Raw genomic sequence first — 25152 nt, 5'->3', positions numbered from 1 at the left:
TCTTTGTTAATTAATTTTGATTGAATAAAAAAACATGTCTGATATTAAAAAAGCAGTCTTAGCTTACTCCGGTGGTTTGGATACTAGCGTGATCTTGAAGTGGCTTCAAGATACTTATGGCTGTGAGATCGTTACCTTTACAGCTGACCTTGGTCAGGGCGAGGAGCTTGAGCCAGCACGTGCTAAGGCATTGCAGTTTGGTATCAAGCCGGAAAACATTTTTATAGATGACTTGCGTGAAGAGTTTGTACGTGATTTTGTATTTCCGATGTTCCGCGCCAATACGATCTACGAAGGCGAGTATCTTTTGGGTACATCGATTGCGCGCCCATTAATTGCAAAGCGCCAAATCGACATTGCTCGCTTGACGGGGGCAGACGCCGTGTCGCATGGTGCAACTGGCAAGGGCAACGACCAGGTTCGCTTTGAGTTGGGCTACTACGCTCTTGAGCCAGGAATTAAAGTGATTGCTCCTTGGCGTGAATGGGATTTGCTCTCCCGTGAGAAGTTAATGGCCTATGCAGAAAAGCATGGCATTCCGGTTGAGATGAAACATAAGCAGGGCGGCTCACCTTATTCGATGGATGCCAACCTCTTGCACATCAGCTATGAAGGTCGCCATCTAGAGAATCCCAATGCTGAAGCTGAAGAGTCTATGTGGCGTTGGACAGTTGCTCCTGAAAAAGCGCCAGATGCTCCAGAGATTATCGAAATTGAATTTAAGGCCGGCGATCCAGTTGCCATCAACGGCAAAGCGTATAAACCACATGAACTGCTTGCTGAGTTAAATCGTATTGGCGGTAAGCATGGCATTGGTCGTCTTGATTTAGTTGAAAATCGTTTCGTTGGCATGAAGAGTCGTGGTTGCTATGAAACTCCTGGAGGAACGATTCTCCTAAAAGCGCACCGTGGCATAGAGAGTATTACCCTCGATCGCGAAGTGGCTCACTTGAAAGATGACTTGATGCCACGCTATGCCAGCTTGATTTACAACGGTTTGTGGTGGGCGCCAGAACGTATCGCTTTGCAAACCTTAATTGATCATACCCAGCAGATGGTAAATGGTGTTGTTCGTCTCAAGCTCTACAAAGGATCTGTATCTGTAATTTCACGTGACTCAGCGAATACCTTGTTCGATCAAAATATCGCAACCTTTGATGATGACGGTGGCGCCTATAACCAGGCTGATGCTGGTGGATTTATCAAACTCAATGCCTTGCGTATGCGAATTGCTGAAATAGCGAAACGTAAACGTGCAAAGAAGTAATTAGTAATCACTAGATTAGAAAGAACCAAGATGCAATTTGATCAAGTTTCAGTAGGAAAAAAAGCCAATGTGTTTTTTGATGGCAAGTGCGTATCTCACACGGTGACCTTACCTAATGGCGTACGTAAGTCGGTTGGTGTGGTTTTGCCAAGCACTTTACGTTTTGACCTAAGTACTAGAGAGGTGATGGAGGTGGTAGATGGGAATGCTTTTGTGAGTATCAACGGCGCTCCAGAGCAAGAGTTTAAGGCTGGCCAGAGCTGGGAAGTGGAAAAAGGTGGTTACTTTATTATTCGTGCTGAGCAGCCAGTGCACTATGTTTGTCACTTTGAATGAATAAACTACCGTAGGAAAAAACGCAGACCTCGGTCTGCGTTTTTTATTTCCCGATCAGGATTTCTCGCTACTTCTTCGGTAAACCACTCATCACCGACCCAGGCGCAATAACTCGATCGGAGAACCAGCGCTTATTCATCTCGAGGGCGTAGCGAATGGGAGCTTTAGGGCAGTGGTTATTCGTTGTGCCCGCCTGCATCTCTTCAATATTCACAATCTTGCCATCGTCAGAAATGAAAGCGATTGCAAGAGGAATCTTGGTACTGAACATCCAAAAGCAATGCCCCGCTTTTTCTTCAAAGATAAATAGCATTCCAGAGTTCGTTGGCATGCCAGTGCGATTCATTAAGCCTGTTTGCCTTGATTCTGGAGTGTCGGCTATTTCTGCTTGAATGCGGTAGATCCCAGTTCTTAATTCGACTGTTGGCAATCCAGTATTCACTTGCGCGAAGGCCAGGCTTGAGCTGATGAAAAGAGCGCAGGGAAAAAGATTGCGCAAGGCTTTTGATAATGTGTGCATATTGAAGATTTTAAATTGAGCAAATTGTGGACGAAAAAAAACCCAGGAACGAATCCTGGGTTTTCCATAATGATCTAAGGACTATTAAGCCGCTTGGATATTGGTAGCTTGCTTGCCTTTAGGGCCTTGGGTAATATCAAACGTTACCTTTTGGTTTTCCTTAAGGGTTTTGAACCCAGGCATAGTAATTGCGCTGAAATGCGCGAACAACTCTTCTTCACCATCATCAGGTTTGATAAAGCCAAAACCTTTTGCATCATTGAACCACTTAACAATTCCGGTCGCCATGCGAACTCCATTACATAAACTTAAAACAACCGTGATGAGGGTAAATACTTTTTAATCAGTCTCGCTCCACAACACGCCTAAATAGAACCTCTTTTGAAGCCTACCCCCCGATTGTTTGCCCTTTTTGTAGGGGTGTCAAGGAGTTATATGTACTTACCCCTCAGTAAATACCCCTTTTTTTAAGGAAAAATGCTCCAATATGGGTTAAACAGGGGTTTTTGAAGGTTTTTTAGCAATAAGACCCTAGTAAATTAGAGTTTGAATATCTGTGTTTAGAATGTTTCTCATGAGCCGCACACCAAAAAATCCCACTACTGGCGTACCAGCCAATCCCTATGTTGAGGACACCATTCTTCTCGAAAAGCAGGCCGAGAAAGTTAAGGCGCCTTCAATGTATAAAGTTTTACTATTGAATGACGATTACACGCCAATGGAATTTGTGGTGATGGTAATTCAGGAGTATTTTAATAAGGATCATGAAACAGCTACACGCATCATGTTGCAAGTTCATTTAGTTGGCAAAGGTATTTGCGGGGTATTTACTCGTGATGTCGCTGCCACCAAGGTGCACCAAGTTATCGAACTCTCCCGCGAAGCGGGTCACCCACTACAGTGCACTATGGAGGAAGCATGATTGCCCAAGAATTAGAAGTGAGTTTGCATATGGCGTTTGTTGACGCAAGGGCATCACGACACGAGTTCATTACAGTCGAACATTTATTGGCTGCGTTATTAGATAATGCAACCGCAGTTGAGGTGCTGAAGGCCTGCGCAGTTAATATTGCAGAGTTGCGTTCACAGCTTAAAAACTTTATCAATGACAACACACCAGTAGTTCCTGGCAACGATGAGGTGGATACACAACCAACGCTTGGATTTCAGCGCGTGATTCAACGCGCCATCATGCACGTGCAATCTACGTCTAATGGCAAGAAAGAGGTAACTGGTGCAAATGTCTTGGTTGCCATCTTTGGTGAAAAAGATTCGCATGCGGTGTACTTCTTGCAACAGCAAGGGGTCACTCGTTTAGATGTTGTGAACTTTATTAGTCACGGTGTTCGGAAAGATCAAACTGAGCACGTTAAGCCTGTGGATGCAACTCAAGAAACGGAGGAGGCGGCCTCATCTGGTAAGGAGAGCCCGCTTGACCAGTACACACAAAATCTCAATGCCTTGGCTCGTCAAGGCAAGATTGATCCACTCATTGGGCGCGATAGTGAGGTGGAGCGCGTTATTCAGGTGCTTTGCCGTCGTCGTAAGAACAACCCTCTGTTGGTTGGCGAAGCCGGTGTTGGTAAAACTGCTATTGCGGAGGGCTTGGCTTGGCGCATTGTGAAGGGTGATGTGCCTGACATCTTGGCTAATGCCACTGTTTATTCTTTGGATATGGGTGCATTGCTTGCTGGTACCAAATATCGTGGTGACTTTGAGCAGCGACTGAAGAGTGTTCTTAAGTCGCTCAAGGATCATGCTCATGGTGTTTTGTTTATCGATGAAATTCATACGTTGATTGGTGCAGGTGCTGCATCAGGCGGAACATTGGATGCCAGCAATCTTTTAAAGCCTGCTTTATCTAATGGCCAACTTAAATGCATTGGTGCAACGACATTTACTGAGTACCGTGGAATCTTTGAAAAAGATGCTGCTTTGTCTCGTCGCTTCCAGAAAGTGGATGTAGTTGAGCCAACTGTAGATCAGACTGTACAAATCTTGCGTGGTTTGAAGTCTCGGTTTGAAGAGCACCATAGCGTGAAGTATGCGGCTGGTGCCTTAGTGGCTGCGGCAGAGCTTTCTGCTCGTTATATCAATGACCGCCATTTGCCGGATAAAGCAATCGATGTAATCGATGAGGCTGGTGCTGCACAACGTATTTTGCCGAAGTCTAAACAGAAGAAAACCATCGGCCGCCCAGAGATCGAAGAGATTGTTGCCAAGATTGCCCGTATACCGCCTCAGTCAGTCACGGTTGACGATCGCAGTAAATTGCAAACTTTGGATCGCGATATTAAGAGCGTAGTCTTCGGTCAGGATCCTGCGATTGAAGCTCTGGCAAGTGCGATTAAGATGACGCGCGCTGGTCTTGGCAAGATTGATCGTCCTATTGGTTCATTCTTATTTTCTGGTCCTACGGGCGTTGGCAAAACTGAGGTTGCCAAGCAGCTTGCCTATATCTTGGGTATTGAATTGCTCCGTTTTGATATGTCTGAGTACATGGAGCGTCACGCCGTAAGCCGTTTGATTGGTGCGCCTCCGGGGTACGTGGGCTTTGATCAGGGCGGACTATTAACTGAAGCGGTGAATAAGAAACCGCATTGCGTGCTTTTGCTTGATGAAATAGAAAAAGCGCATCCAGATATTTTCAATATCCTCTTGCAGGTGATGGATCATGGCACCTTGACGGATAACAATGGTCGCAAGACTGATTTCCGTAACGTCATCATCATCATGACCACCAATGCTGGTGCTGAGGCGATGCAGAAATCAACCATCGGCTTTACCAATGCACGTGAGTCTGGTGATGAGATGGCAGATATTAAGAAGTTCTTTACGCCAGAGTTCCGCAATCGCCTAGATGCGATCGTATCCTTCAGGGCTCTTGATGAAACGATCATCATGCGAGTCGTTGACAAGTTCTTGATGCAGTTGGAAGAGCAATTACATGAGAAGAAAGTTGACGCTACCTTTAGTCCAGCATTACGCGCTCACTTAGCGAAGCATGGCTTTGATCCTTTGATGGGGGCGCGTCCAATGCAGCGGATTATTCAAGATACTGTGCGCAAGGCCCTTGCTGATGAATTACTTTTTGGCAAGTTGGCACAGGGCGGACATGTGGCGGTTGATGTTGATGCTGAGGGCAAGGTGCAGTTAGATTTTGATGCTCCGATGCCACCCAGAAAGACGCTCAAGGCTGACATAGCTCCGGCGGAAGAAATCTAAGCTATTTCTTATTGTGCCAACAGGTTTGTATTGAAATAAGGCCACCTTCGGGTGGCTTTATTTACTTCTGCTGTCAACTCCCTAATTTAAATCCGCGTTAAATAGATAAGAGAAGAAGAATTCCAATCATTATCTAGGAGGTCAATATGAAAAAGATCCTCATTTATCTGTTCACAGTAACGGCATTATTTAGTGCCGTGGGTCCTGCAAGCGCGCATGGTTGGCGAGGTGGGCATGGGGCTTACGCAGGCGCATGGCGTGGAGGAGAGCGGAACTACGGTTGGGCGCCTTATGCTGTGGGTGCTGTAGCGGGTGCGGTGGTGACTAATGCTTATTACCGCTCAGGCCCTGTGTACTATCAGACTCAATATTACCCGGCCCAAAGAACTGCTGCTTACTGTCCTGAAAATGGCTTGTATTATCCTCAGACACAGGCGTGCCCAAGCGGTTGGCAAATGGTGGTGTACTAGGCTCGCCCAGTGCTACCAAAGCCGCCGGCGCCACGACTGCTCTCGGTAAACTCTTCAACCACTTTGAGCTCCACTTGCTGAACCGGCATCACTACCAATTGAGCTAAGCGCTCCATCGGTTCCAGCTTGAAAGGGGTTGAGCCACGATTCCAGGTGCTCACCATTAATTGACCTTGGTAATCAGAATCAATGAGGCCTACTAGGTTGCCTAAGACGATTCCGTGCTTATGGCCAAGACCTGAACGCGGAAGAATGAATGCAGCATAACGTGGATCTTCAACATAGATAGCCAGGCCCGTTGGCACCAAAACAGTTTGGCCTGGTCCAATCTCAATGGTTTCATCAATGCAGGCGCGCAAATCTAATCCAGCGCTACCTGGTGTGCCATACGTCGGCAATTGATTGCGCATACGTTCATCGAGAATTTTGACTTGAAGGGATTGCATGGAATTTCCTAAAACAGGGAATGTAAGTAAAGAGATTACTGCTTAATTTTCTTGGCAACTATCTGAATGAGTTGGCGAGCAAGCTCAAGCTTTTCAGCTTTAGCAATTTTCTTGCTGCCAGTTTCATCAATGATGAGTAATTGATTAAGGTCGCTACCAAAGGTTTCCGGGCCGATGTTGCCGACAACCATTGGAATCCCTTTGCGTTGACGTTTTTCAGTCGCATTCGCCTGGAGATCGGTAGATTCTGCTGCAAAGCCAACGCAGTAGGGGGATGGCTTACCATCTTTAGTTTTAACTGTCTTGGCAACATCCAGAAGAATATCTGGGTTAGCAATAAATTCAATGCCAGGCGCTCCTTTGCCTTGGCGCTTGATTTTTTCTTTAGAGGGTTTCGCAATACCCCAGTCAGCGACTGCAGCCACAGCAAAAAAGATGTCGCAATCAGCGGCCCTTAGTGTTGCCGCATGCATTTCTTTTGCGCTAGTAACATTGGTGCGGGAAATCTTCCCAGTGGCTTCTAGTGGTGTTGATAAATCACAAGGACCTGCGACAAGCTGTACTTGCGCGCCAGCCTCTATTGCGGCACGTGCGATTGCAAAGCCCATTTTTCCGGAGCTGTGATTGGTAATCCCGCGCACTGGATCGATAGCTTCAAAAGTAGGCCCGGCAGTAATTAATACATTTTTACCGGCTAAAGTTTTTTTCTGAAAGAAAGCAATCACTTGCTCTGCAATTTCAGCAGGCTCTAACATTCTACCCATGCCAACTTCACCACAAGCCTGAAAGCCGCTTGCTGGACCCAGAAGAGAAACTCTATCTTCATTGAGACGCTTAACGCTTCTTTGGGTCGCTGCGTGCTCCCACATTTGTTTATTCATCGCTGGGGCTAGTAACAGTGGGCAATCTCTTGCCAGGCAAAGCGTACTAAGTAAATCATCAGCTAAGCCTAAAGATAATTTAGCCATCAAATCAGCACTAGCAGGGGCAATCACAATAGCATCAGCAGAGCGAGATAGCTCAATGTGAGCCATATTATTGCCAATGCTGTTGTCCCATTGGCTGGTGTAAACCGGATTGCCTGTGAGTGCTTGCATAGTGACGGGCGTTACGAATTGGGTTGCAGCGTCAGTCATCACCACCTGTACCGAAGCGCCCTCTTGCATTAACTGACGAGCAAGTTCGGGGCTCTTGTAGGCTGCAATGCCACCAGAGATTCCCAGGACAATTTTCTTGTTTAAAAGTGATTGCATGGCGCCAGCTTAATGGGATTGAGGGGATTTGCCAAATGACTTGTGCAATTCGCCAAAAATGATGAGTACTGCAGCAATACAAATAGCGCTATCGGCAATATTGAAGGCTGGCCAGTGCCAAGTGGCATAGTGCACATCGATGAAGTCCACCACAGCGCCATACATTAATCGATCCAATATATTACCTATGGCCCCGCCCAAAATTAGGCTGAGTGCTACGCCAAGTAATTGATCATTTTGGTTTTTACGCAGTAGCCAAACAATATAGATGCAGGCGACTAAGCCAATAATGGTGAAGAACCAGCGTTGCCAACCAGAGCCCTGTGCCAAAAAGGAAAATGCTGCACCTGGATTGAAGAGCAGGAGCCAATTTAGAAAAGGCAGTACCTGTTCTGGTATTCCCAATTTCAAATTGCTCAAAGCTAGCCATTTACTAGCCTGATCAAGCAGTAAAGTAATGGTGGCAATAGCCAGGTAGCGTAGAAAAGGCAGGCTCATGTTGTTTTGGAGTTTAGGCAAATAAACGATGATCACCATCGCCTAAGAGGTTGCTGATGCAGCGACCACAGAGTTCAGGATAATCGGCATTGCTACCAACGTCTTTGGTGTGATGCCAGCAACGCCCACACTTCTTATATTGGCTGCCGCGTACGAGTACTTCCAAGCCATCGTTGCTGAGTTCTATATTGGCGCTGGAGGTAATGGTCACAAAGCGTAAATCATTTTCTAATGAATGCAAGATTGCAAAGTCAACATCACCTAATTTAATGGTGAGCTCTGCTTGCAGGGATGACCCAACATGTCCAGCTTCGCGTTCAAGTTCAATTGCTTTGGTTACTTCAGAGCGAATTTCACGAATACGACCCCACTTAGCAAGTAACTCATTTGCGTTTGCAATTTCTGGGAAGTTGCCAAACTCCTCCATGAAGATCGATTCTACTTTATTGCCTGCACCATGAGGAAATGCTTGCCAAGCTTCTTCTGCCGTGAAAGAAAGAAAGGGTGCCAACCATTTTAGGAGGTTGCGAGTGATATGGAATAAGGCATTTTGTGCGGCACGACGATCTGGTGAATCAGGCGCACTGGTGTAGAGGCGGTCTTTGAGAATGTCTAAGTAAAACCCGCCCAAATCTTCCGAGCAGAATGACAGCATACGAGTTACCGCTGGATGAAATTCATATGTCTTGTAATGTGCTTCAACATCACTTTGGATTTGATTGGCTAGCGCAACAGCATAGCGATCGATTTCTAACCATTGATCAGCAGGAATAGAGTGCTTGCTTGGATCAAAGTCAGAAAGATTGGCAAGCAAGAAGCGTAAGGTATTGCGAATGCGGCGATAGCTCTCAGTAACGCGTTTCAGAATCTCATCAGAGATCGTCATCTCACCAGAGTAATCAGTAGAGGCTACCCAAAGACGAATAATTTCAGCACCGAGTTTGTCAGCAACTTGTTGAGGGGCAATGACGTTGCCTACAGACTTACTCATCTTGCGACCTTGCCCATCAACTGTAAATCCGTGCGTGAGAAGTGCTTTGTACGGCGGCTTGCCATCAAGCATTGCGCCAGTGAGCAATGAGGAGTGGAACCAGCCACGATGTTGATCTGAACCCTCCAGATACAAATCCGCTAAACGGCCGCTAGGTGTTCCTGCTTCAGCAGTCAGCAACTCATTGCGATGTGATCCACGAATCACATGCCAGTGCGTTGTTCCTGAATCGAACCATACATCCAGTGTGTCACGATTCTTTTCGTATTGAGCAGCTTCATCGCCAAGCAGTTCGGAAACTTCTAATTTTTGCCAGGCTTCGATACCCTCTTTTTCTACGCGCTTTGCCACTTCTTCGAGCAACTCAATAGTGCGTGGATGTGGTTCACCACTTTCTTTATGTACTAAGAAAGCCATTGGTACACCCCATTGGCGCTGGCGTGACAGAGTCCAGTCAGGGCGATTGACAATCATGCTGTGTAAACGCTGCTTGCCCCAGGCGGGGAAGAATTCGGTGCTATTAATGCCTTCTAATGCGGTTTCACGTAAGCTTGCTTTACCATCGGAGGGCTTTTTATCCATACTCGCAAACCATTGTGAGGTAGCGCGATAGATGATTGGTGACTTATGGCGCCAGCAATGCATATAGGAATGGGTATAGGTTTTATCGCGAAGCAGGCTACCTGCTTCGCGCATTGCTTCCACAATCTTGGGGTTTGCTTTCCAAATATATTCATTGGCAAATAGCGGTAACCATGATGCGTAGACGCCATTACCCATAACGGGATTAAGAATATCGTTGTCAGCTAGCTTATTAGCTTTACAGGATTTAAAGTCTTCCTCACCATAAGCGGGTGCGGAGTGCACAATACCAGTACCGGTGTCGAGGGTAACGTACTCTGCTGGATAGATTGGTGAGAGACGTTTGTAGCCATCGTGCAGTGGCGCAAGCGGATGCCAGAAAGAAATATTTGCTAATTGAGCGCCCTGGCAAGTAGCAATCACTTTGCCTTCAAGGCCATAGTCTTGCAAGCAAGTTTCTACACGGTCTTTTGCCAGAATCAACAACTTGTCGCCAATATCTACTAATGCATAAGTAAGCTCTGGATGAACGTTCATTGCTTGATTAGCAGGAATGGTCCAAGGCGTCGTTGTCCAGATCACAATCTGACCTGGTTTATTTGGTAACTCAGAAAGTCCAAAGGCTTTTGCAAGTTGTGGACGCTGTGCGTCATCGAAGGCAAAGCCAACATCTACCGTTGGGTCCGTTTTATCTTGGTATTCCACTTCGGCTTCTGCAAGGGCAGAACCACAGTCAAAGCACCAGTTCACTGGTTTTAAGCCACGGAAGACATAACCACTTTCCCAGATCTTGCCCAAGGCACGAATCTCATCAGCCTCATTACGATAGTTCATAGTGAGGTATGGGTTATTCCAGTCACCCATAACGCCTAAGCGCTCGAAGTCTTTTTTCTGCTTATCCACCTGCACTTGTGCATAGGCGCGCGCCTTAGATTGCACATCAGCAGTAGGTAGATTTTTACCAAATTGTTTTTCAATCTGAATCTCAATTGGCATGCCATGGCAATCCCAGCCGGGTACGTAAACAGAATCAAAACCCATCAACCAACGGGACTTCACGATCATATCTTTGAGAATTTTATTTACCGCGTGACCAATATGAATGTCACCATTTGCATAGGGAGGCCCATCGTGCAAAATAAACTTTGGCTGATTGGCATGTGCAGCACGAATCTTTTCATAAAGCTTATTTTTTTGCCATTGAGAGACCCACTGCGGTTCACGCTTGGCTAGATCTCCTCGCATTGGGAAAGGTGTATCAAGAAGATTGACGGGATAAGAGTTTTCTTTTTCAGACATATGCTTTTTTCTGGAAATAATTTCTGGCATGCATTGCATCTGCTGCAATTGCTTTGGTAAGGGCGTCGAGGCCGTCATACTTTGCCTCGTCACGAATTTTTTCTAAGAGTTCCACGGTAATAATTTTTCCATAGACATCTTCTTGGTAATCAAAGATGTGTGTCTCCAGTAGCACGCGACCTTCATCTTCCACTGTAGGTCTAACGCCCAGGCTGGCCACAGCCGGCAGGGGCTTATCGCTTAAACCGATAACTTGAGCAGTAAAAATGCCAGTAGTGGCAGGCTTGCGATGGTGTAAGTGATTAGCCACTGCAAGATTCAAAGTTGGGAATCCGAGTTTGCGACCCAATTGTTGACCATGAATCACATGACCAGAAATTCCATAAGGACGGCCTAATAATTTTTCCGCCTGATGCATGTCACCATTCGCTAGTGCGGTACGCAAAGCAGAGCTGGAGATACGTTCTCCATCCTCTAAGATGGTTTGAATACTAGAGACTTCAAAGCCATATCTTTCGCCAGCAGCTTTCAGGCTCGCAAAATTACCCGCACGTTTTGCGCCGTAACAAAAATCATCGCCAATCAAAATCCATTTGGCATTAAGGCACTTCATAATAATTTCAGAAACAAATTCGTCTGGTGTAAGACGGGCAAATGCTGTGTTGAAATGTTCCACCACGACGCGATCAATTCCAAGCTCCGATAGGGCGGCTAATTTATCGCGCAGATTGAGAATGCGGGGCGGAGCTTGCTCTGGAGAAAAGAATTCTTTTGGGTGCGGCTCAAAGGTCATGACGCAGCTAACTAGACTGCGCTCCTTGGCTCCGTCAACGAGCTGCTTGAGAAGGGCGCGATGACCCCTGTGCACGCCATCGAAATTACCGATGCTTAGGGCACAAGCGGGTCCTGCAGAAAACTGGGTCGGGCCACGGAATACGTTCACAAAATCGCTTTCAGGGTAGCCATCAATTATATTGTGGGCATGCTTTCTATCGTTACCTTAATCTCTGGCCGCGGATCCAATTTCGAGGCGATCGTCAAAATGGCTCAAAAAGAGCAATGGCCAGTCAAATTTGCAGGGGTCATAGCAAATCACTCAGCGGCTAAGGGCCTTGATTTTGCTCGCTCCCAGTGTATTCCAGCCTTTGTGGTGGAGCACAAGGAGCACGCTAGCCGTGAATCCTTTGATGCTGCCTTAATCCAGCAAATTGATGCCTTAAGGGCGGATTTGGTGGTGCTAGCCGGTTTTATGAGAATTCTCACCCCAGGCTTTATTCGTCATTTTGAGGGCCGCCTAATGAATATCCATCCAGCGCTCCTGCCGGCTTTCCCCGGTTTACATACCCATGAGCGGGCTTTAGGCGCGGGCGTTCAGGAGCACGGTGCCACTGTGCACTTTGTCACCGAGGGTGTGGATGAGGGGCCAATTATTTGTCAGGCCTCTGTTCCAGTGTTGGAAGGCGACGATGCTGAGGCCTTGGCAGCCCGTGTTTTGACTGCTGAGCATCAGATTTACCCGCGGGCCGTAAAATGGTTCCTTGATGGACGATTGCGAATAGAAGGTAATCAAGTGAAGCTACAACCCCCGGAGTCGCAATTTTTTAAATTATGAGTGCAGAACGTCCACCTCGCAAATCTGGAAACAGACTTTCCCCGCATAAAAGTTACGCCGCTAAATCTAAAGATCCCCTGCGCCACGCAGAGCGACGTAATGCTAGTGGAAATTTAATTGCACCTGAAGGCCAAAAGAATTTTTCCAACGCCAAGGCATTGCCTCAGCATGCAATTCATTTAGAGAGATTGTTACCAGAGTTGCTTAGTTTTGAGCAGCCATCCGATCGTGTTGTGAGTCGATATTTTCGTGCTGAACCCCAACTTGGAAATCGCGATCGCGCCCTGATTGCAGAAAGTGCATTTGCAATCTTGCGTCGTAAAAATGAGTTCTCACAATTTGCTTCTAGTGGTGAGGGTTCTCAGGCAAGACGCTTAGCCCTATTGGGTTTGCTGTCTGCTCTATCTGAGGGTGGTTTAGGTTCTGCCAACCGCGCTGAAAGTGCTATTGCAGATTTAGCGCATGTGCTAAAACCTGGTGAATATGAATGGTTGCAACGTTTTGCCACAGTAGATCCCGCCGCATTAAATCCTCTCGTTCGCAATAATTTGCCGAAGTGGTTGTGGGATGCGTTTGGACAATATCCAGGTGAAGAAACACGCGAAGAGTTGGCCAAGTCATTAATGCATCCGGCACTTTTAGATTTGCGTGCGAACACCATGAAAACGAATCGCGAAGAATTACTTGCGCAGATGAATGCATTGGGTGGTCGTTACCAAGCAATTCCAACTCCTTATGCGCCAGATGGTGTGCGCATTATGGGTAAGCCTGCTTTACAAAATACCGCTGGATTTAAAGCGGGCATGTTTGAAGTGCAGGATGAGGGCAGTCAGCTTCTGGCTTATCTCCTTGCTCCTAAGCGTGGCGAGATGGTTGTGGACTTCTGCGCCGGTGCAGGCGGCAAGACTTTAGCGATTGGTGCCTTAATGCGCTCTACGGGGCGCCTCTATGCATTTGATACATCCGAGCGTCGTTTAGCGAATTTGAAGCCACGGCAAGCCCGTAGTGGACTCTCAAACGTTCATCCAGTATGGATTGATAGTGAGAATGACGCCAAGATCAAACGTTTGGCTGGAAAGATAGATCGAGTCTTGGTTGATGCCCCTTGTAGTGGAATGGGCACTTTGCGCCGTAATCCAGACCTCAAATGGCGTCAAACCCCTACTGGGGTATTGGAGTTGAATCAAAAACAAATGAATATTTTGGCTTCTGCCGCCCGTTTACTAAAGCCGGGCGGACGCTTGGTTTATGCCACTTGCAGCTTATTGCCTCAAGAAAATCAAGGGGTTGCAGAGGATTTTCTAGCTAAGCATCCTGAATTTGAGGCAGTGCCAGCAGCTGAAGTTCTTAAGCCATTGTTTCCAAAAGATAAAATTCCGTTAGGCTGCAGTTCTGATAATCCTTGGTGGCAGTTGTGGCCCCACATTCATGGAACTGATGGCTTTTTTGGGGCTGTTTTTCAGAAAAAGGGCAGCAAGCCTGAGAAGGCTGAAAAGTCAAAATCGGAAGAGTTAACGAAAGATAAGGCCAAAAAGGCCTAAAAAGCTCTAAAATAGAGGTATTCATTCATTTTAGGAATATCTTTTGAATACAGCTTCAAGTTCAGGCTTTGATCTATTTCTTCGCTGGCTAGCTAATGGCTACCTAGATTGGTCTTGGTGGCAAATTAGCGTTTTCACGCTGATTGCTACCCATATCACCATCGCCGCCGTAACAATTTTTTTGCATCGCTGCCAAGCCCACCGCGCTTTGGATTTACATCCAATCGCTTCTCATTTCTTCCGTTTTTGGCTCTGGCTAACAACCGGAATGGTTACTAAAGAGTGGGCATCCATTCATCGCAAGCATCACGCCAAGTGCGAGACTGTCGATGATCCACATAGCCCACAAATTTTAGGTATTGGCACTGTCCTTTCTCGTGGTGCTGAGCTCTATAAAAATGAAGCCAAGAATCAAGAGACGATGGAAAAATTTGGCCACGGCACTCCGGATGACTGGCTAGAGCGCAATATTTACTCCAAGTTTTCTTGGCAGGGCGTTGCCCTGATGCTCATCATTGATGTGTTTTTGTTTGGCGGCATTGGCTTAACTGTTTGGGCTGTGCAAATGTTGTGGATTCCAATTACTGCAGCCGGTGTAATTAACGGTATTGGCCACTTCTGGGGCTACCGTAATTTTGATTGTGAAGATGCCTCTACCAATATTCTTCCTTGGGGAATTTTAATTGGTGGCGAAGAGCTTCACAACAATCACCACACCTTTGCGACCAGCGCTAAGCTTTCCAATAAATGGTACGAGTTTGATATTGGCTGGCTCTATATTCAAATGATGAGCGCTGTTGGTTTGGCCACGGTCAAGAAGACTCCCCCTAAACCGGTGCTGAGTGATTTGCGTCCTGCTGATCAAAATACATTAGAGGCCATCATCGCAAATCGCTATGAAATCATGGCGCGCTATAGCAAAACATTGCGTAATTTCTTTAGCAATGAAGTGCAGCATATGCAAGTCCTCGCATCGCATTTGGGTGATGCTCGAGCCTGGCTAGTCAAAGACGAGTCACGGCTGAGCAAGGAAGAGAAAGCAAAGCTAGAAGAGCTTATTGCTAGTAATGCACAGCTTCGCAAGATGATTGAGATGCGGCGTGACTTACAGGCTATCTGGGGCCGTTCTAGTGCTACTAGAGAACAGTTGGTGGCCCAGTTGCACGCGTGGTGTCAGCGTGCTGAAGATAGTGGCTTAACCAGTTTGCGTGAGTTCTCATTAAGATTGCGTCGTTACGCTTAAGTGATTAAGAGTAAGCGTATAAGGCCAAAAGATTTGGGCAATAAAAAACCCGCTACTTAAGCGGGTTTTTTATTTACTGAAAGTAATTACTTCAGCTTTGTTTCTTTGTAAGCAACGTGCTTGCGAATAGTCGGATCGAACTTCATGATCTCCATTTTTTCAGGCTTAGTACGCTTGTTTTTTGAAGTTGTATAGAAGTGACCAGTACCAGCTGATGACTCTAATTTGATTTTCTCTCTGCCGCCTTTAGCCATTTCTGCGCTCCTTAAATTTCGCCACGTGCGCGGAGATCAGACAACACGGCATCGATGCCGTTCTTGTCGATAACGCGCAAACCAGCATTGGTTAAGCGCAAGCTAATCCAACGGTTTTCAGATTCAACCCAGAAACGACGGTTTTGCAAATTCGGCAAAAAGCGACGCTTCGTTTTATTGTTTGCATGGGATACATTGTTGCCAACCATCGGCTTCTTCCCAGTGACTTGGCAAACTTTTGCCATGACATAACTCCATTAATTGCGAAAAAAGAAGATTGTATCAGTCCTAGCCTATTTTGGGCTAGCCCTAAATGACTTTGGCTTCTAGCTTTAATCAATAAAAATGGCGGGGGCAGCATTCAATGTGAGATAAGTTAGTAATTACTACTATTAATTGCCAATATTCATAAGGCCCGAATCAGAAAAAGAGAAAAAACCACTGCCACTGACGATGCAATGGTCTAAAAGTGAAATATCAACCAATTGCAGGGCATTTTGGAGTGTTTTAGTGAGTTCTTGATCTGAAACGCTTGGTAGGGGGTTCCCACTGGGGTGGTTATGGGCCACGATTAGGGCGCTGGCATTTCTAGCCAGGGCCTCCTTGAGAATTTCTCTTGGATAGACCGCTGTGTGGGTGATGGACCCCCTAAAAAGCTCTTGGCATTCAATAAGATGAAGGCGTGAGTCCAAATACAGGCAGAGAAAGACCTCATGGGGCAGACGGCCAATTTTGGCCTGTAAAAACTCTCTGACATGACTCGGTGAGGAGAAGATAGAGTCCTGCGCTAGACCTTCCTCCAGACTTCGCTTAACTAGCTCGTAGGCCGCTTGGATCTGCGACCATTTGGAGAGGCCCATCCCATGGATGCTCGTAAGTTCCTCACGGCTACATCTTAATAGACGGGGTAGACTCCCAAAATGATGCAGCAGATCTTTTGCTAAGGCCACTGCGCTTTTGCCCTTGACGCCTACCCGCAAAAAAATAGCAAGCAGCTCTGCATCAGAAAGTGCGGCCGCGCCATGAATGCGCAATTTCTCGCGGGGTTGCTCATTTTTGGGCCAGTTGGTAATCGGGGAGTTCACAGCTGTCGCAGGCCTAGATACAATCACCTTATGACTAAGCTTACTGTTTTGCCTAATTCTTACTTGACCCTCAACTATCGACTCACCTTGCCCAACGGGGAGGATTACATCAATACTTTTGTCGATCGTCCTGCGACGGTTCTGATGGGTTCCGGACAATTTGCGCCTTGTTTTGAAAAGGTGTTGTTAGGGCTTGAGGTTGGTGAAAAAAAGAGTTCCTTACTTCCAGTGGAAGAAAGTTTTGGCGAGCGCAAAGAAGATTTGGTGCAATGGGTTTCTTTGAAGGCGCTCAAAGAAGGGCGTGATGACGATGTGGAATTTAATCCCGGTGATGTGATTGAATTCAATGCGCCAGGCGGCGCTCAATATGCAGGTGTTTTGCAATCGATTAATGATGAGGGTGCGTGGTTCGACTTCAACCATCCTCTGGCTGGAAGGCCTGTTACCTTTGAAGCAGAAATCGTTGCGATTCTCTAAGTGATGAGCAACCCAGACAGCCCCGAAATTTTGATGGCGCAGCCTCGCGGTTTTTGTGCGGGCGTCGATCGTGCTATCAATATCGTCAATGAAGCGCTGACTCGTTTTGGCGCCCCGATTTATGTTCGTCATGAAATTGTTCATAACGCTTACGTGGTGAATGAATTGCGCGAGAAGGGTGCGGTGTTTGTGGAAGAGCTGCATGAGGTTCCTAAGGGCGGAATTGTCGTGTTCAGTGCCCATGGTGTATCTCAAGAGGTCCGTCAAGATGCTCAAGATCGTGGCTTGCAGGTTTATGACGCTACCTGCCCATTGGTGACAAAAGTGCATCTTGAGGTTATCAAAATGTGTAAAGAGGGTTTCACGGTTTTGATGATTGGTCATGCAGGGCACCCTGAGGTTGAGGGAACCATGGGGCAGGTCAAGCAAGGGGTCTTTTTGATTGAAAAAGTGGGCGATATAGCTTCATTATCTTTCCCAGACAATGAAAAGATTGCTTTCGTTACCCAAACTACTTTATCGGTAGATGAGACTAAGGAAATTGTTGAGGCACTCACAAAGAAGTTTCCTAATATTGTGCAACCACGTAAACAAGATATTTGTTATGCCACTCAGAACCGTCAAGATGCTGTGAAATTTATGGCCCCACAAGTTGAGGTAGTTATTGTGGTGGGCAGCGCTACGAGTTCAAACTCTAATCGCTTGCGAGAATTATCAGAAAAATTAGGCGTTCCTTCTTACATGGTTGATGCCCCAGAGCAGCTTCAGCCGGAATGGTTTGTAGGCAAGAAGCGTATTGGCCTTACTGCTGGCGCATCGGCCCCTGAAAGTTTGGCGCAATCTATTGTGGCCCGCATTCAAGAATTTGGGCCGCGGCATGTTCGCGCTTTGGATGGTGTGGTCGAGGATGTCACATTTTCATTGCCTAAAAATTTAGTTGACTGAAGTATCCATATCAGAGGAGCTGTAGATGATGAATTCAAAAGCGTCAAAAGTCATTTTTATAAAGAGCGCTATTGCGATAGCGACAGCCAGTGTCATCTTGGCTGGCTGTGGCAAGGGTGGCGATAGAGGGGCTGCGATTCCGGCTGATGCTGTAGAAGTTAAGATCGGACATGTTGCCCCTTTGACTGGTCATATTGCCCACTTGGGTAAAGATAATGAAAATGGCGCACGCCTAGCAGTGGAGGAGATCAACAAATCTGGGCTCACTATCGATGGCAAAAAAGTTGTTTTAACGTTGGTGCCTGAGGATGATGCTGAAGATCCCAAAACTGCCACGCAGGTTGCGCAGAAATTGGTAGATGCAAAGGTCGCCGGTGTGGTGGGGCATTTAAATTCTGGAACCAGTATTCCTGCCTCAAAAATTTATAGCGATGCTGGGATTACTCAGATCTCCCCATCGGCCACCAATCCCGATTACACCAAGCAAGGCTTTAAAACGACCTATCGAGTAGTGGCTACCGATGCTCAGCAAGGCCCAGCATTAGCTAACTATGTTGTTAATACCTTGAAGGCCAAAACCGTAGCCATTATTGACGACTCTACCCAGTATGGCAAAGGCTTGGCAGATGAGTTCGAGAAGGCTGTTCAAGCCGCTGGTGTTAAGGTGGTAACGCGTGAAGCTAGCCATAACAAGGCAACCGACTTCAAGGCAATTTTGACCAAGGTCAAGGGTAGTAAGCCTGACGTCATCATGTATGGTGGCATGGATGCTACTGGCGGGCCATTAACTAAGCAGGCAGCTGAACTCGGTATTCCAGCTAAGGTAGTTGGCGGCGATGGTATGTGCACGGAGAAGCTATCTGAACTGGCTGGTGATGCAGTGATGAATGTGACCTGTTCTGAGGCCGGTATGGCCCTCTCTAAGATGGCTCAAGGAGCTGACTTCCAAAAGCGATACAAAGAGCGCTTTAATCTAGAGGTTCAAAACTATGCGCCGTTTACCTATGATGCAGTCTATGTGTTGGTAGATGCGATGAAGCGCGCTAATTCTACTGATCCAGCAAAAATCTTAGTTGTCATGCCAGATACCAAGCTGAATGGCTTAGTGGGCAATATCGCTTTCGATAGCAAGGGCGACTTGAAAGAGGGTGTTATTACTTTGTATGATTTCAAGACCAAGAAGAAAACGGTTCTTGATGTCATTAAGCTGTAAAGACTGTAAGGAAAGGGTGCCGCAAATGCGGCGCTCTTTTTTTGCACCCAATCAAAAGGCTTCATGGATATTTTTCTTCAGCAAATCATTAATGGCTTAGTGCTTGGCAGTATCTATGCTTTGATTGCTTTGGGTTACACCATGGTTTACGGGGTCTTAGGCATTATCAATTTCGCCCATGGCGAAGTGCTCATGATTGGTGCCATGGTATCTCTTTCGTTGTTGCGCCTGATGCTGGATTTAACGAGCGGCTTGCCTACTTGGCTCATCCTCTTGATTGTTTTGCCATTCACGATGGCTGTTTGCGCTGGCGTCAGTTATGCGATTGAGCGGATTGCCTATCGCCCGCTACGTAATGCTCCACGTCTGGCCCCTTTGATTTCTGCGATTGGTATGTCGATCCTTTTGCAAACAATCGCCATGATGATTTGGTCTCGTAATCCGATGACTTATCCGCAATTATTACCTTCGAGCCCCATTGATGTATGGGGTAGCGGCGCCACGATTACTGGTAAAGAAATCGTGATCATTGTTGTTGCTTTAATGGTAATGTCTGGATTATTGTTTTTGGTAGAAAAGACAAAATTAGGCAGAGCAATGCGTGCCACTGCTGAGAATACTCAAATTGCTGCGCTGATGGGTGTTAATCCCAATCGCGTCATTTCGATTACTTTCATGTTAGGTGGTGCACTGGCCGGCTTGGCTGGCGTAATGATTGCAAGCAACTACGGCAATGTCCATTTTTATATGGGTTTCATTCCAGGTCTAAAAGCTTTTACTGCAGCTGTTCTTGGCGGCATAGGAAATCTGCAAGGCGCTATGCTGGGCGGTCTTCTCTTGGGCTTGATTGAATCACTGGGCGCTGGATATATTGGTGAGTTAACGGGCGGCGTTTTTGGTTCTAACTATCAAGATATTTTTGCTTTCCTAGTATTAATTTTGGTTTTAGTATTCCGCCCCACCGGTCTGCTGGGCGAAAAGGTTTCAGACCGTGCTTAAGGTGATCGCTTTTAACCGTCTCAGTCAAACTGCTTATTTGTGCTTAGGTTTGCTTGCTTTAATACTCTTGCCTTGGCTTGTTGGTTTTACTGGAGGCAACTATTGGGTGCGAGTACTCGATTTTGCCTTGCTTTATATCGTTCTTGCCCTAGGGCTTAATGTAGTCGTGGGCTTTGCTGGTCTTTTGGATTTGGGTTACATTGCTTTTTATGCTTTGGGTGCTTACAGCTTTGCATTGCTTGCATCACCCCATCTACCTCAGCAGTTTGAAAGTGTTGCCGCTGTCTTTCCGGAGGGAATGCACTTTTCACCATGGATGGTGGCGGTATTCTCCATTATTTTAGCTGCTTTATTTGGAATAATTTTAGGCTTACCCACATTGCAATTGCGGGGTGATTACTTGGCGATTGTGACTTTAGGTTTTGGAGAAATTATTCGCATCTTTATGAATAATCTCGATCGTCCTTTAAACATGACTAATGGACCAAAGGGCATTACCGCCATTGACCCAATCCAGTTCTTGGGGATTTCATTTGCAAAACCTTTGGATCTCGGTTTTGTGCAAATCCCCGGTTTATATTTAGTGTTTTATTTATTTCTACTCCTCGCTATTGCAGTTGCGATTATTTGTACGCATCTTCAAAATTCACGCATTGGGCGAGCTTGGGTTGCCATACGCGAAGATGAGATTGCTGCGAAGGCTATGGGTATCAATACGCGCAACATGAAGTTGCTAGCTTTTGCAATTGGGGCATCCTTTGCGGGAGTGGCAGGTGTTCTCTTTTCTGCTTTCCAGGGATTCGTATCGCCAGAGTCATTTACGCTGTGGGAATCCATCGTTATTCTTGCAATGGTTGTGCTTGGTGGCATTGGTCATATTCCTGGAGTCATTCTGGGTGCGGTCGTGTTGGCGGTTTTTCCGGAAGTCTTACGCGCCGTCGTTCAGCCTCTACAAAATGTAATCTTCGGGCACGTACTGATTGATGTGGAAGTCATTCGACAGCTCATTTATGGCCTAGCATTGATTTTGATCATGCTCTATCGCCCAGGCGGCATTTGGCAAAAGAGCGGTACTAAGTGATGTCAGATCATTTACTCCTTGATGTTGCTAATGTGTCCAAGCGTTTTGGCGGAGTCCAGGCTTTGGATTCGGTTGGATTACAGGTTCCTTATGGGTCAATAGTTGGTTTGATTGGACCCAATGGCGCTGGCAAGACCACTTTCTTTAACGTCATTACTGGTTTATATCCAGCAGATTCCGGAATTTTTTTATTCGATGGAACGTCTTATTTTCCGGAGTCTGTTTCTGAAGTCACTAAATCGGGGCTGGCAAGAACTTTCCAGAATATTCGGCTCTTTGGTGAAATGACTGTTTTAGAGAATGTGATGGTAGGTTGTCATTGCCGCTCAAAGACTGGAGTTTTAGGGGCAATCTTTCGCCTTCCAGCCAGCAAGCGTGAAGAACAATCGATTCGAGAAAAATCACTCGAGCTACTAGCCTATGTTGGCCTTACTGAGTTTGCCAATATGCAGGCGCGTAATCTCTCCTATGGGCATCAACGTCGTCTAGAGATTGCGAGGGCTTTGGCTACTGAACCGAAGCTATTGGCCTTGGATGAGCCGGCGGCGGGTATGAATGCTACTGAAAAGTTGGAGCTGCGTGAGTTATTGTTGCGCATTCGGGCAGATGGTAAAACCATCCTTTTGATTGAGCATGATGTAAGTCTGGTGATGGGTATTTGCGATGGCTTGACTGTGCTGGATTATGGCAAGGTGATCGCTTCGGGTAAGCCTGCGGATGTGCGCGTACATCCAGAGGTCATTCGGGCCTATCTTGGGCAGGGGGCGGTGTAATGAGTGCTTTACTCAATGTGAAAAATCTCAAGGTTTCTTATGGGGGCATTAATGCCGTTAAAGGAATTGATTTGCATGTTGACCAAGGCGAGCTAGTGGCTTTGATTGGTGCGAACGGAGCTGGTAAGAGTTCCAGTCTAAAGGCTATCTCTGGTTTATTGATCCCGTCGGCAGGTGCGATCTATTTTGCGGGCCACAGTACTGAAAAATTACCGGCATATGAGTTGGTAGAGTTGGGTATGGGCATGGTTCCCGAAGGTCGTGGCGTCTTTAGGCGTATGACCATCTTAGAAAATTTGCAGATGGGCGCTTTTCTGAAAAAAGACGCCAAGGCTATTCAGAAAAAGTTAGAGCAGGTTTACTCTTATTTCCCAAGATTAAAAGAGCGCCTATCCCAATTGGCAGGAACGCTTTCTGGTGGAGAGCAGCAAATGGTGGCTATGGGTAGAGCGATGATGGCGGAGCCTAGGCTATTGCTATTAGATGAACCATCGATGGGTTTATCCCCCATCATGGTGGAAACCATTTTTGATGTTATTCGTAATCTGGCGGCGAGTGGCATGACGATTCTTTTGGTGGAGCAAAATGCTCGCCTAGCATTGCAGATGGCTGACCGCGCTTATGTCATGGAGAGTGGATTAATCACTCTGAGTGGCTCAGGCCAAGAATTATTAGAAGACTCTAGGGTGCGAACAGCCTATTTAGGTGAATAGGCATTTAAAAAAACTGCTTTAAGCAGTTTGTTTTAGTAGCTCACGCAGCATGCTGCACATCTGACGAATCTCGTCATCGCTGACATTGAGGGCGGGCATAAAGCGTAATAAGTTCGGTCTTGGTGAATTAATCAATAAACCTTCAGGACTACGTTCACGAGCTAACTCAACCAACTTTGGACCAATATCCTTGCCGAGCATGAGGGCGCGCAATAAACCTTCACCACGTTCACCCTCGAGATTAAATTCTGTGGCCAGCTTGAGTAGTTCTGACTTGAGTAGTTCGCCCTTGGCTTTGACGCTATCTAAAAATCCAGGGGCTAATAACTGCTCAATCACGCTAATGCCTACGGCAGTCATGAGCGGGTTGCCGTTATAAGTACCCCCTTGATCGCCCGGCACAAAGCAAGCTACCGCATTAGTTGCCATCAGGGCTGCTAGTGGGACGCCACCACCAATGCCTTTGCCCAAGGTCATGATGTCTGGCTCGATCCCATATTGCTGATGGGCAAAGAGGCTGCCAGTTCGACCGCAGCCAGCCTGCACTTCATCGGCAATGAGGAGGATGTTATTTTCTTTAGTGAACATGCGCAGTTCACGCATAAATTCTTTGGTTGCAGGAATAACGCCACCTTCACCTTGAACAGGCTCAAGCATTACTGCAACGGTTTTATCGGTCACCAGTTTTTTGACTGAATCTAAATCATTTAAATCTGCTTTAGGGAAGCCGGCTACTTGTGGCGCAAACATCGTATCCCAACCTGGTTTCCCAGAGGCGCTCATGGTTGCTATGGTGCGGCCGTGAAAGCTGTGATCAAAGGTGATGATTTCAAAAGCACCATTTTTGTTGAGCTGACCCCATTTGCGCGCAAGCTTGATTGCACCTTCGTTTGCTTCGGCACCACTGTTAGCAAAGAACACTTTATCAAAGCAGCTATTAGCGGTCAGTAGATTCGATAATCCAATCATCGGCTCGTTATAAAAAGCAGGACTTGGATTGATTAGCTTTTTGGCTTGTGAATTCAGCGCTTCAATCATTCCAGGATTGCTATGTCCTAAGCAATTGACTGCCCAGCCTTGCAGGAAATCTAAGTAAGGCTTGCCATTGTTATCGGTCAGCCATGAGCCCTTACCTTCGACCATGATGACCTCTGGGCGCTGGGTAATGAACATGACTGAATGTGTATCGATGGCTTGATCTGGCTTATTCATACTCGGTTTTGGTAATAAGGGCTAAACAGGTTTCTATTATCTAACTTTATCGGAGTTTAGTTGATGGCTAAATCAGCAGCACTGGTAAATGAGTCAGCGAAGAATTCTTCCTCAGGCAAATGACATTTCGATGAAAAGTCGTCTCGTGCGGCATTGACCATCACTGGTGCACCACAAGCATAGACCTGGAACCCTTTCATGTCAGGATGGTCTGCCATGACTGCTTGGTGGACAAAGCCAGTGCGACCGTTCCAAGCATCGACAGGCAATGCATCTGAGATTACTGGAATATATTGGAATTCTGAAATCTCTTGTTCCCAGGTTTTACAGAGCTGATCTAGGTAGAGATCGCTTGGTCGACGTCCGCCCCAGTATAGACAAATGGGACGTTGAATCTTTTTGGCCTGCATTTGTTCGATGATGGATTTGATTGGAGCAAAGCCGGTACCAGCGGCAACGAAGATGATGGGTTTCTTGGAATCTTCTCTCAAGAAGAAACTTCCCAAAGGCCCTTCAAAGCGCAGAATATCTTTTTCTTTCAATGCTGGAGTAGTGACTCCGAAGACAAAATCAGTAAATAGACCGCCGGGTAAATGGCGGATATGTAACTCAAGCGGGCCCTCTTGATCTGGTGCATTGGCAATCGAGTAGGCGCGGCGCTGTCCATCTTTCAATAGAAACTCTAGGTACTGGCCAGCCAGGAACTGAAAGCGCTCAGCAGCAGGAAGTTGGAGTTTCAGAATGGCCACATCACTACTGGGTTTATCAATCAAGTTCACTCGACAAGGCACCTTACGAATGGCAATATCACCAGCACCCTGAACTTCACGTGCTTCAATAACAAGATCAGATTGGGGGTGGGCACAGCAAAATAAAGTGCTGCCAGCGGTCTCTTCAGTCTTACTCATGGCGCTCGCGCTATGTTGACCATGGATTACCTGACCTTCTATCACCCTGCCTTTGCAGGAGCCGCATGCGCCGTTTTTGCAGCCATAGGGAAGGTTCATGTTTTGACGCAGGGCGGCTTCCAGGAGAGTTTCATCCTGGGTAACAGTAAATTGTTTGCCGCTCGCTTTGAGCGTGACCTGATAAGACACTCTCATTCCTTTCGATAAAT

27 protein-coding genes are annotated in these 25152 nt (G+C 46.6%); 15 read left to right on the top strand and 12 right to left on the bottom strand.

The genetic code is table 11. The features are described 5' to 3' along the window. Nucleotides 1-34 precede the first annotated feature (34 nt). Nucleotides 35-1267: an argininosuccinate synthase gene (locus C2740_RS07635; RefSeq protein WP_215292875.1), complete on the top strand. Its 1233-nt coding sequence runs from the start codon at nt 35-37 to the stop codon at nt 1265-1267. 30 nt (nt 1268-1297) lie between these two features. Next, complete coding sequence (locus C2740_RS07630; protein ID WP_215292873.1) at nt 1298-1603, top strand: pyrimidine/purine nucleoside phosphorylase; 306 nt, start codon at nt 1298-1300, stop codon at nt 1601-1603. 67 nt (nt 1604-1670) lie between these two features. Here the strand turns inward: C2740_RS07630 and C2740_RS07625 are convergent, their stop codons facing one another. After that, complete coding sequence (locus C2740_RS07625; protein ID WP_215292871.1) at nt 1671-2123, bottom strand: DUF192 domain-containing protein; 453 nt, start codon at nt 2121-2123, stop codon at nt 1671-1673. A gap of 84 nt (nt 2124-2207) precedes the next feature. Further along, nucleotides 2208-2411 carry a cold-shock protein gene (locus tag C2740_RS07620; RefSeq protein WP_011903586.1) on the bottom strand — a complete coding sequence of 68 codons (204 nt, stop codon included), beginning with the start codon at nt 2409-2411 and terminating at the stop codon, nt 2208-2210. 277 nt (nt 2412-2688) lie between these two features. Between C2740_RS07620 and clpS the strand changes: the two genes are divergently transcribed. The 3 genes from clpS (at nt 2689) to C2740_RS07605 (ending at nt 5818) form a co-directional block, all read left to right on the top strand. Beyond that, nucleotides 2689-3045, top strand: a complete 357-nt coding sequence (gene clpS, locus C2740_RS07615) for an ATP-dependent Clp protease adapter ClpS (RefSeq protein ID WP_216863886.1) — start codon at nt 2689-2691, stop codon at nt 3043-3045. Then, nucleotides 3042-5348: an ATP-dependent Clp protease ATP-binding subunit ClpA gene (clpA, locus tag C2740_RS07610; protein WP_215292869.1), complete on the top strand. Its 2307-nt coding sequence runs from the start codon at nt 3042-3044 to the stop codon at nt 5346-5348. The genes clpS and clpA overlap by 4 nt, the downstream gene beginning before the upstream one ends. Nucleotides 5349-5494: 146 nt before the next feature. After that, complete coding sequence (locus C2740_RS07605; RefSeq protein WP_215292867.1) at nt 5495-5818, top strand: hypothetical protein; 324 nt, start codon at nt 5495-5497, stop codon at nt 5816-5818. Here C2740_RS07605 and dut read toward each other — a convergent pair. From dut to C2740_RS07580, 5 genes are read right to left on the bottom strand one after another with little or no spacing between them, the layout of a single operon-like run. Further along, nucleotides 5815-6264: a dUTP diphosphatase gene (gene dut / locus C2740_RS07600; protein ID WP_215292865.1), complete on the bottom strand. Its 450-nt coding sequence runs from the start codon at nt 6262-6264 to the stop codon at nt 5815-5817. The genes C2740_RS07605 and dut overlap by 4 nt on opposite strands. Before the next feature lie 35 nt (nt 6265-6299). Next, on the bottom strand, nt 6300-7517 hold the full coding sequence (coaBC, locus tag C2740_RS07595; RefSeq protein WP_215292863.1) for a bifunctional phosphopantothenoylcysteine decarboxylase/phosphopantothenate--cysteine ligase CoaBC: 1218 nt from the start codon (nt 7515-7517) through the stop codon (nt 6300-6302). Nucleotides 7518-7526: 9 nt separating this feature from the next. Continuing rightward, nucleotides 7527-8015: a signal peptidase II gene (gene lspA, locus C2740_RS07590; RefSeq protein WP_215292861.1), complete on the bottom strand. Its 489-nt coding sequence runs from the start codon at nt 8013-8015 to the stop codon at nt 7527-7529. 13 nt (nt 8016-8028) lie between these two features. Further along, nucleotides 8029-10905 (bottom strand): isoleucine--tRNA ligase, encoded by a 2877-nt coding sequence (gene ileS / locus C2740_RS07585; RefSeq protein WP_371818585.1) that lies wholly within the window; start codon nt 10903-10905, stop codon nt 8029-8031. Further along, nucleotides 10880-11830, bottom strand: a complete 951-nt coding sequence (locus C2740_RS07580) for a bifunctional riboflavin kinase/FAD synthetase (RefSeq protein ID WP_215292857.1) — start codon at nt 11828-11830, stop codon at nt 10880-10882. The genes ileS and C2740_RS07580 overlap by 26 nt, the downstream gene beginning before the upstream one ends. Before the next feature lie 39 nt (nt 11831-11869). On the opposite strand from C2740_RS07580, the gene purN reads away from it, so the two are divergent. Genes purN through C2740_RS07565 form a run of 3 tightly spaced genes read left to right on the top strand, consistent with a single transcriptional unit; the run spans nt 11870 to nt 15283 of the window. Further along, on the top strand, nt 11870-12499 hold the full coding sequence (gene purN, locus C2740_RS07575; protein ID WP_215292856.1) for a phosphoribosylglycinamide formyltransferase: 630 nt from the start codon (nt 11870-11872) through the stop codon (nt 12497-12499). Then, nucleotides 12496-14040, top strand: a complete 1545-nt coding sequence (locus C2740_RS07570) for an RsmB/NOP family class I SAM-dependent RNA methyltransferase (protein WP_215292854.1) — start codon at nt 12496-12498, stop codon at nt 14038-14040. Before purN ends, C2740_RS07570 begins: the two co-directional genes overlap by 4 nt. Before the next feature lie 43 nt (nt 14041-14083). Further along, the gene (locus C2740_RS07565) at nt 14084-15283 is read left to right on the top strand and encodes an acyl-CoA desaturase (RefSeq protein ID WP_215292852.1); all 1200 of its coding nucleotides are present in this window, start codon (nt 14084-14086) and stop codon (nt 15281-15283) included. 86 nt (nt 15284-15369) lie between these two features. On the opposite strand, the gene rpmG is transcribed toward C2740_RS07565, so the two are convergent. The 3 genes from rpmG to radC form a co-directional block, all read right to left on the bottom strand. Further along, nucleotides 15370-15537, bottom strand: a complete 168-nt coding sequence (rpmG, locus tag C2740_RS07560; protein ID WP_015421876.1) for a 50S ribosomal protein L33 — start codon at nt 15535-15537, stop codon at nt 15370-15372. Nucleotides 15538-15548: 11 nt separating this feature from the next. Further along, nucleotides 15549-15782 (bottom strand): 50S ribosomal protein L28, encoded by a 234-nt coding sequence (gene rpmB, locus C2740_RS07555; protein WP_011903570.1) that lies wholly within the window; start codon nt 15780-15782, stop codon nt 15549-15551. A 147-nt stretch (nt 15783-15929) separates the two neighbouring features. Beyond that, on the bottom strand, nt 15930-16622 hold the full coding sequence (radC, locus tag C2740_RS07550; RefSeq protein WP_251369623.1) for a DNA repair protein RadC: 693 nt from the start codon (nt 16620-16622) through the stop codon (nt 15930-15932). A 30-nt stretch (nt 16623-16652) separates the two neighbouring features. Here radC and C2740_RS07545 point away from each other — a divergent pair, with 30 nt between their 5' ends. From C2740_RS07545 to C2740_RS07515, 7 genes are all read left to right on the top strand, one after another. Continuing rightward, complete coding sequence (locus tag C2740_RS07545; protein WP_215292848.1) at nt 16653-17099, top strand: peptidylprolyl isomerase; 447 nt, start codon at nt 16653-16655, stop codon at nt 17097-17099. Between the two features lie 3 nt (nt 17100-17102). After that, nucleotides 17103-18044 carry a 4-hydroxy-3-methylbut-2-enyl diphosphate reductase gene (gene ispH / locus C2740_RS07540; protein WP_215292846.1) on the top strand — a complete coding sequence of 314 codons (942 nt, stop codon included), beginning with the start codon at nt 17103-17105 and terminating at the stop codon, nt 18042-18044. Nucleotides 18045-18072: 28 nt separating this feature from the next. Further along, a complete protein-coding gene (locus C2740_RS07535) occupies nt 18073-19257 on the top strand; it encodes a branched-chain amino acid ABC transporter substrate-binding protein (protein WP_215294357.1) in 1185 nt (394 codons plus the stop codon). 63 nt (nt 19258-19320) lie between these two features. Beyond that, complete coding sequence (locus tag C2740_RS07530; RefSeq protein WP_215292845.1) at nt 19321-20256, top strand: branched-chain amino acid ABC transporter permease; 936 nt, start codon at nt 19321-19323, stop codon at nt 20254-20256. A 1-nt stretch (nt 20257) separates the two neighbouring features. Then, nucleotides 20258-21337, top strand: a complete 1080-nt coding sequence (locus C2740_RS07525; RefSeq protein WP_371818570.1) for a branched-chain amino acid ABC transporter permease — start codon at nt 20258-20260, stop codon at nt 21335-21337. Then, on the top strand, nt 21337-22110 hold the full coding sequence (locus C2740_RS07520) for an ABC transporter ATP-binding protein (RefSeq protein ID WP_215292841.1): 774 nt from the start codon (nt 21337-21339) through the stop codon (nt 22108-22110). The genes C2740_RS07525 and C2740_RS07520 overlap by 1 nt, the downstream gene beginning before the upstream one ends. Next, entirely contained in the window at nt 22110-22823 is a 714-nt protein-coding gene (locus tag C2740_RS07515; RefSeq protein ID WP_215292839.1) for an ABC transporter ATP-binding protein, read from the top strand. Before C2740_RS07520 ends, C2740_RS07515 begins: the two co-directional genes overlap by 1 nt. An 18-nt stretch (nt 22824-22841) precedes the next feature. On the opposite strand, the gene C2740_RS07510 is transcribed toward C2740_RS07515, so the two are convergent. Together C2740_RS07510 and C2740_RS07505 are read right to left on the bottom strand one after the other, a co-directional pair. Then, nucleotides 22842-24035 (bottom strand): acetylornithine transaminase, encoded by a 1194-nt coding sequence (locus C2740_RS07510; protein ID WP_215292837.1) that lies wholly within the window; start codon nt 24033-24035, stop codon nt 22842-22844. A 56-nt stretch (nt 24036-24091) separates the two neighbouring features. Next, nucleotides 24092-25132 (bottom strand): CDP-6-deoxy-delta-3,4-glucoseen reductase, encoded by a 1041-nt coding sequence (locus tag C2740_RS07505; RefSeq protein ID WP_215294356.1) that lies wholly within the window; start codon nt 25130-25132, stop codon nt 24092-24094. Nucleotides 25133-25152: the final 20 nt, after the last annotated feature.

It is taken from the genome of Polynucleobacter sp. MG-5-Ahmo-C2, from assembly GCF_018687735.1.
Taxonomy (GTDB): domain Bacteria; phylum Pseudomonadota; class Gammaproteobacteria; order Burkholderiales; family Burkholderiaceae; genus Polynucleobacter.
This window is presented reverse-complemented; position numbering and strand designations above follow the sequence as displayed.

Excerpts from the sequence above, each read along its gene's own strand:
- C2740_RS07620 (WP_011903586.1), bottom strand. The coding sequence starts at position 2,411 with ATGGCGACCGGAATTGTTAAGTGGTTCAATGATGCAAAAGGTTTTGGC.
- C2740_RS07635 (WP_215292875.1), top strand. The coding sequence starts at position 35 with ATGTCTGATATTAAAAAAGCAGTCTTAGCTTACTCCGGTGGTTTGGAT.
- C2740_RS07605 (WP_215292867.1), top strand. The coding sequence starts at position 5,495 with ATGAAAAAGATCCTCATTTATCTGTTCACAGTAACGGCATTATTTAGT.
- clpA (WP_215292869.1), top strand. The coding sequence starts at position 3,042 with ATGATTGCCCAAGAATTAGAAGTGAGTTTGCATATGGCGTTTGTTGAC.
- C2740_RS07535 (WP_215294357.1), top strand. The coding sequence starts at position 18,073 with ATGAATTCAAAAGCGTCAAAAGTCATTTTTATAAAGAGCGCTATTGCG.
- rpmB (WP_011903570.1), bottom strand. The coding sequence starts at position 15,782 with ATGGCAAAAGTTTGCCAAGTCACTGGGAAGAAGCCGATGGTTGGCAAC.
- C2740_RS07515 (WP_215292839.1), top strand. The coding sequence starts at position 22,110 with ATGAGTGCTTTACTCAATGTGAAAAATCTCAAGGTTTCTTATGGGGGC.
- dut (WP_215292865.1), bottom strand. The coding sequence starts at position 6,264 with ATGCAATCCCTTCAAGTCAAAATTCTCGATGAACGTATGCGCAATCAA.
- coaBC (WP_215292863.1), bottom strand. The coding sequence starts at position 7,517 with ATGCAATCACTTTTAAACAAGAAAATTGTCCTGGGAATCTCTGGTGGC.
- C2740_RS07530 (WP_215292845.1), top strand. The coding sequence starts at position 19,321 with ATGGATATTTTTCTTCAGCAAATCATTAATGGCTTAGTGCTTGGCAGT.
- C2740_RS07545 (WP_215292848.1), top strand. The coding sequence starts at position 16,653 with ATGACTAAGCTTACTGTTTTGCCTAATTCTTACTTGACCCTCAACTAT.
- C2740_RS07625 (WP_215292871.1), bottom strand. The coding sequence starts at position 2,123 with ATGCACACATTATCAAAAGCCTTGCGCAATCTTTTTCCCTGCGCTCTT.
- ispH (WP_215292846.1), top strand. The coding sequence starts at position 17,103 with ATGAGCAACCCAGACAGCCCCGAAATTTTGATGGCGCAGCCTCGCGGT.
- C2740_RS07630 (WP_215292873.1), top strand. The coding sequence starts at position 1,298 with ATGCAATTTGATCAAGTTTCAGTAGGAAAAAAAGCCAATGTGTTTTTT.
- C2740_RS07510 (WP_215292837.1), bottom strand. The coding sequence starts at position 24,035 with ATGAATAAGCCAGATCAAGCCATCGATACACATTCAGTCATGTTCATT.
- purN (WP_215292856.1), top strand. The coding sequence starts at position 11,870 with ATGCTTTCTATCGTTACCTTAATCTCTGGCCGCGGATCCAATTTCGAG.
- clpS (WP_216863886.1), top strand. The coding sequence starts at position 2,689 with ATGTTTCTCATGAGCCGCACACCAAAAAATCCCACTACTGGCGTACCA.
- rpmG (WP_015421876.1), bottom strand. The coding sequence starts at position 15,537 with ATGGCTAAAGGCGGCAGAGAGAAAATCAAATTAGAGTCATCAGCTGGT.
- C2740_RS07570 (WP_215292854.1), top strand. The coding sequence starts at position 12,496 with ATGAGTGCAGAACGTCCACCTCGCAAATCTGGAAACAGACTTTCCCCG.
- C2740_RS07520 (WP_215292841.1), top strand. The coding sequence starts at position 21,337 with ATGTCAGATCATTTACTCCTTGATGTTGCTAATGTGTCCAAGCGTTTT.
- lspA (WP_215292861.1), bottom strand. The coding sequence starts at position 8,015 with ATGAGCCTGCCTTTTCTACGCTACCTGGCTATTGCCACCATTACTTTA.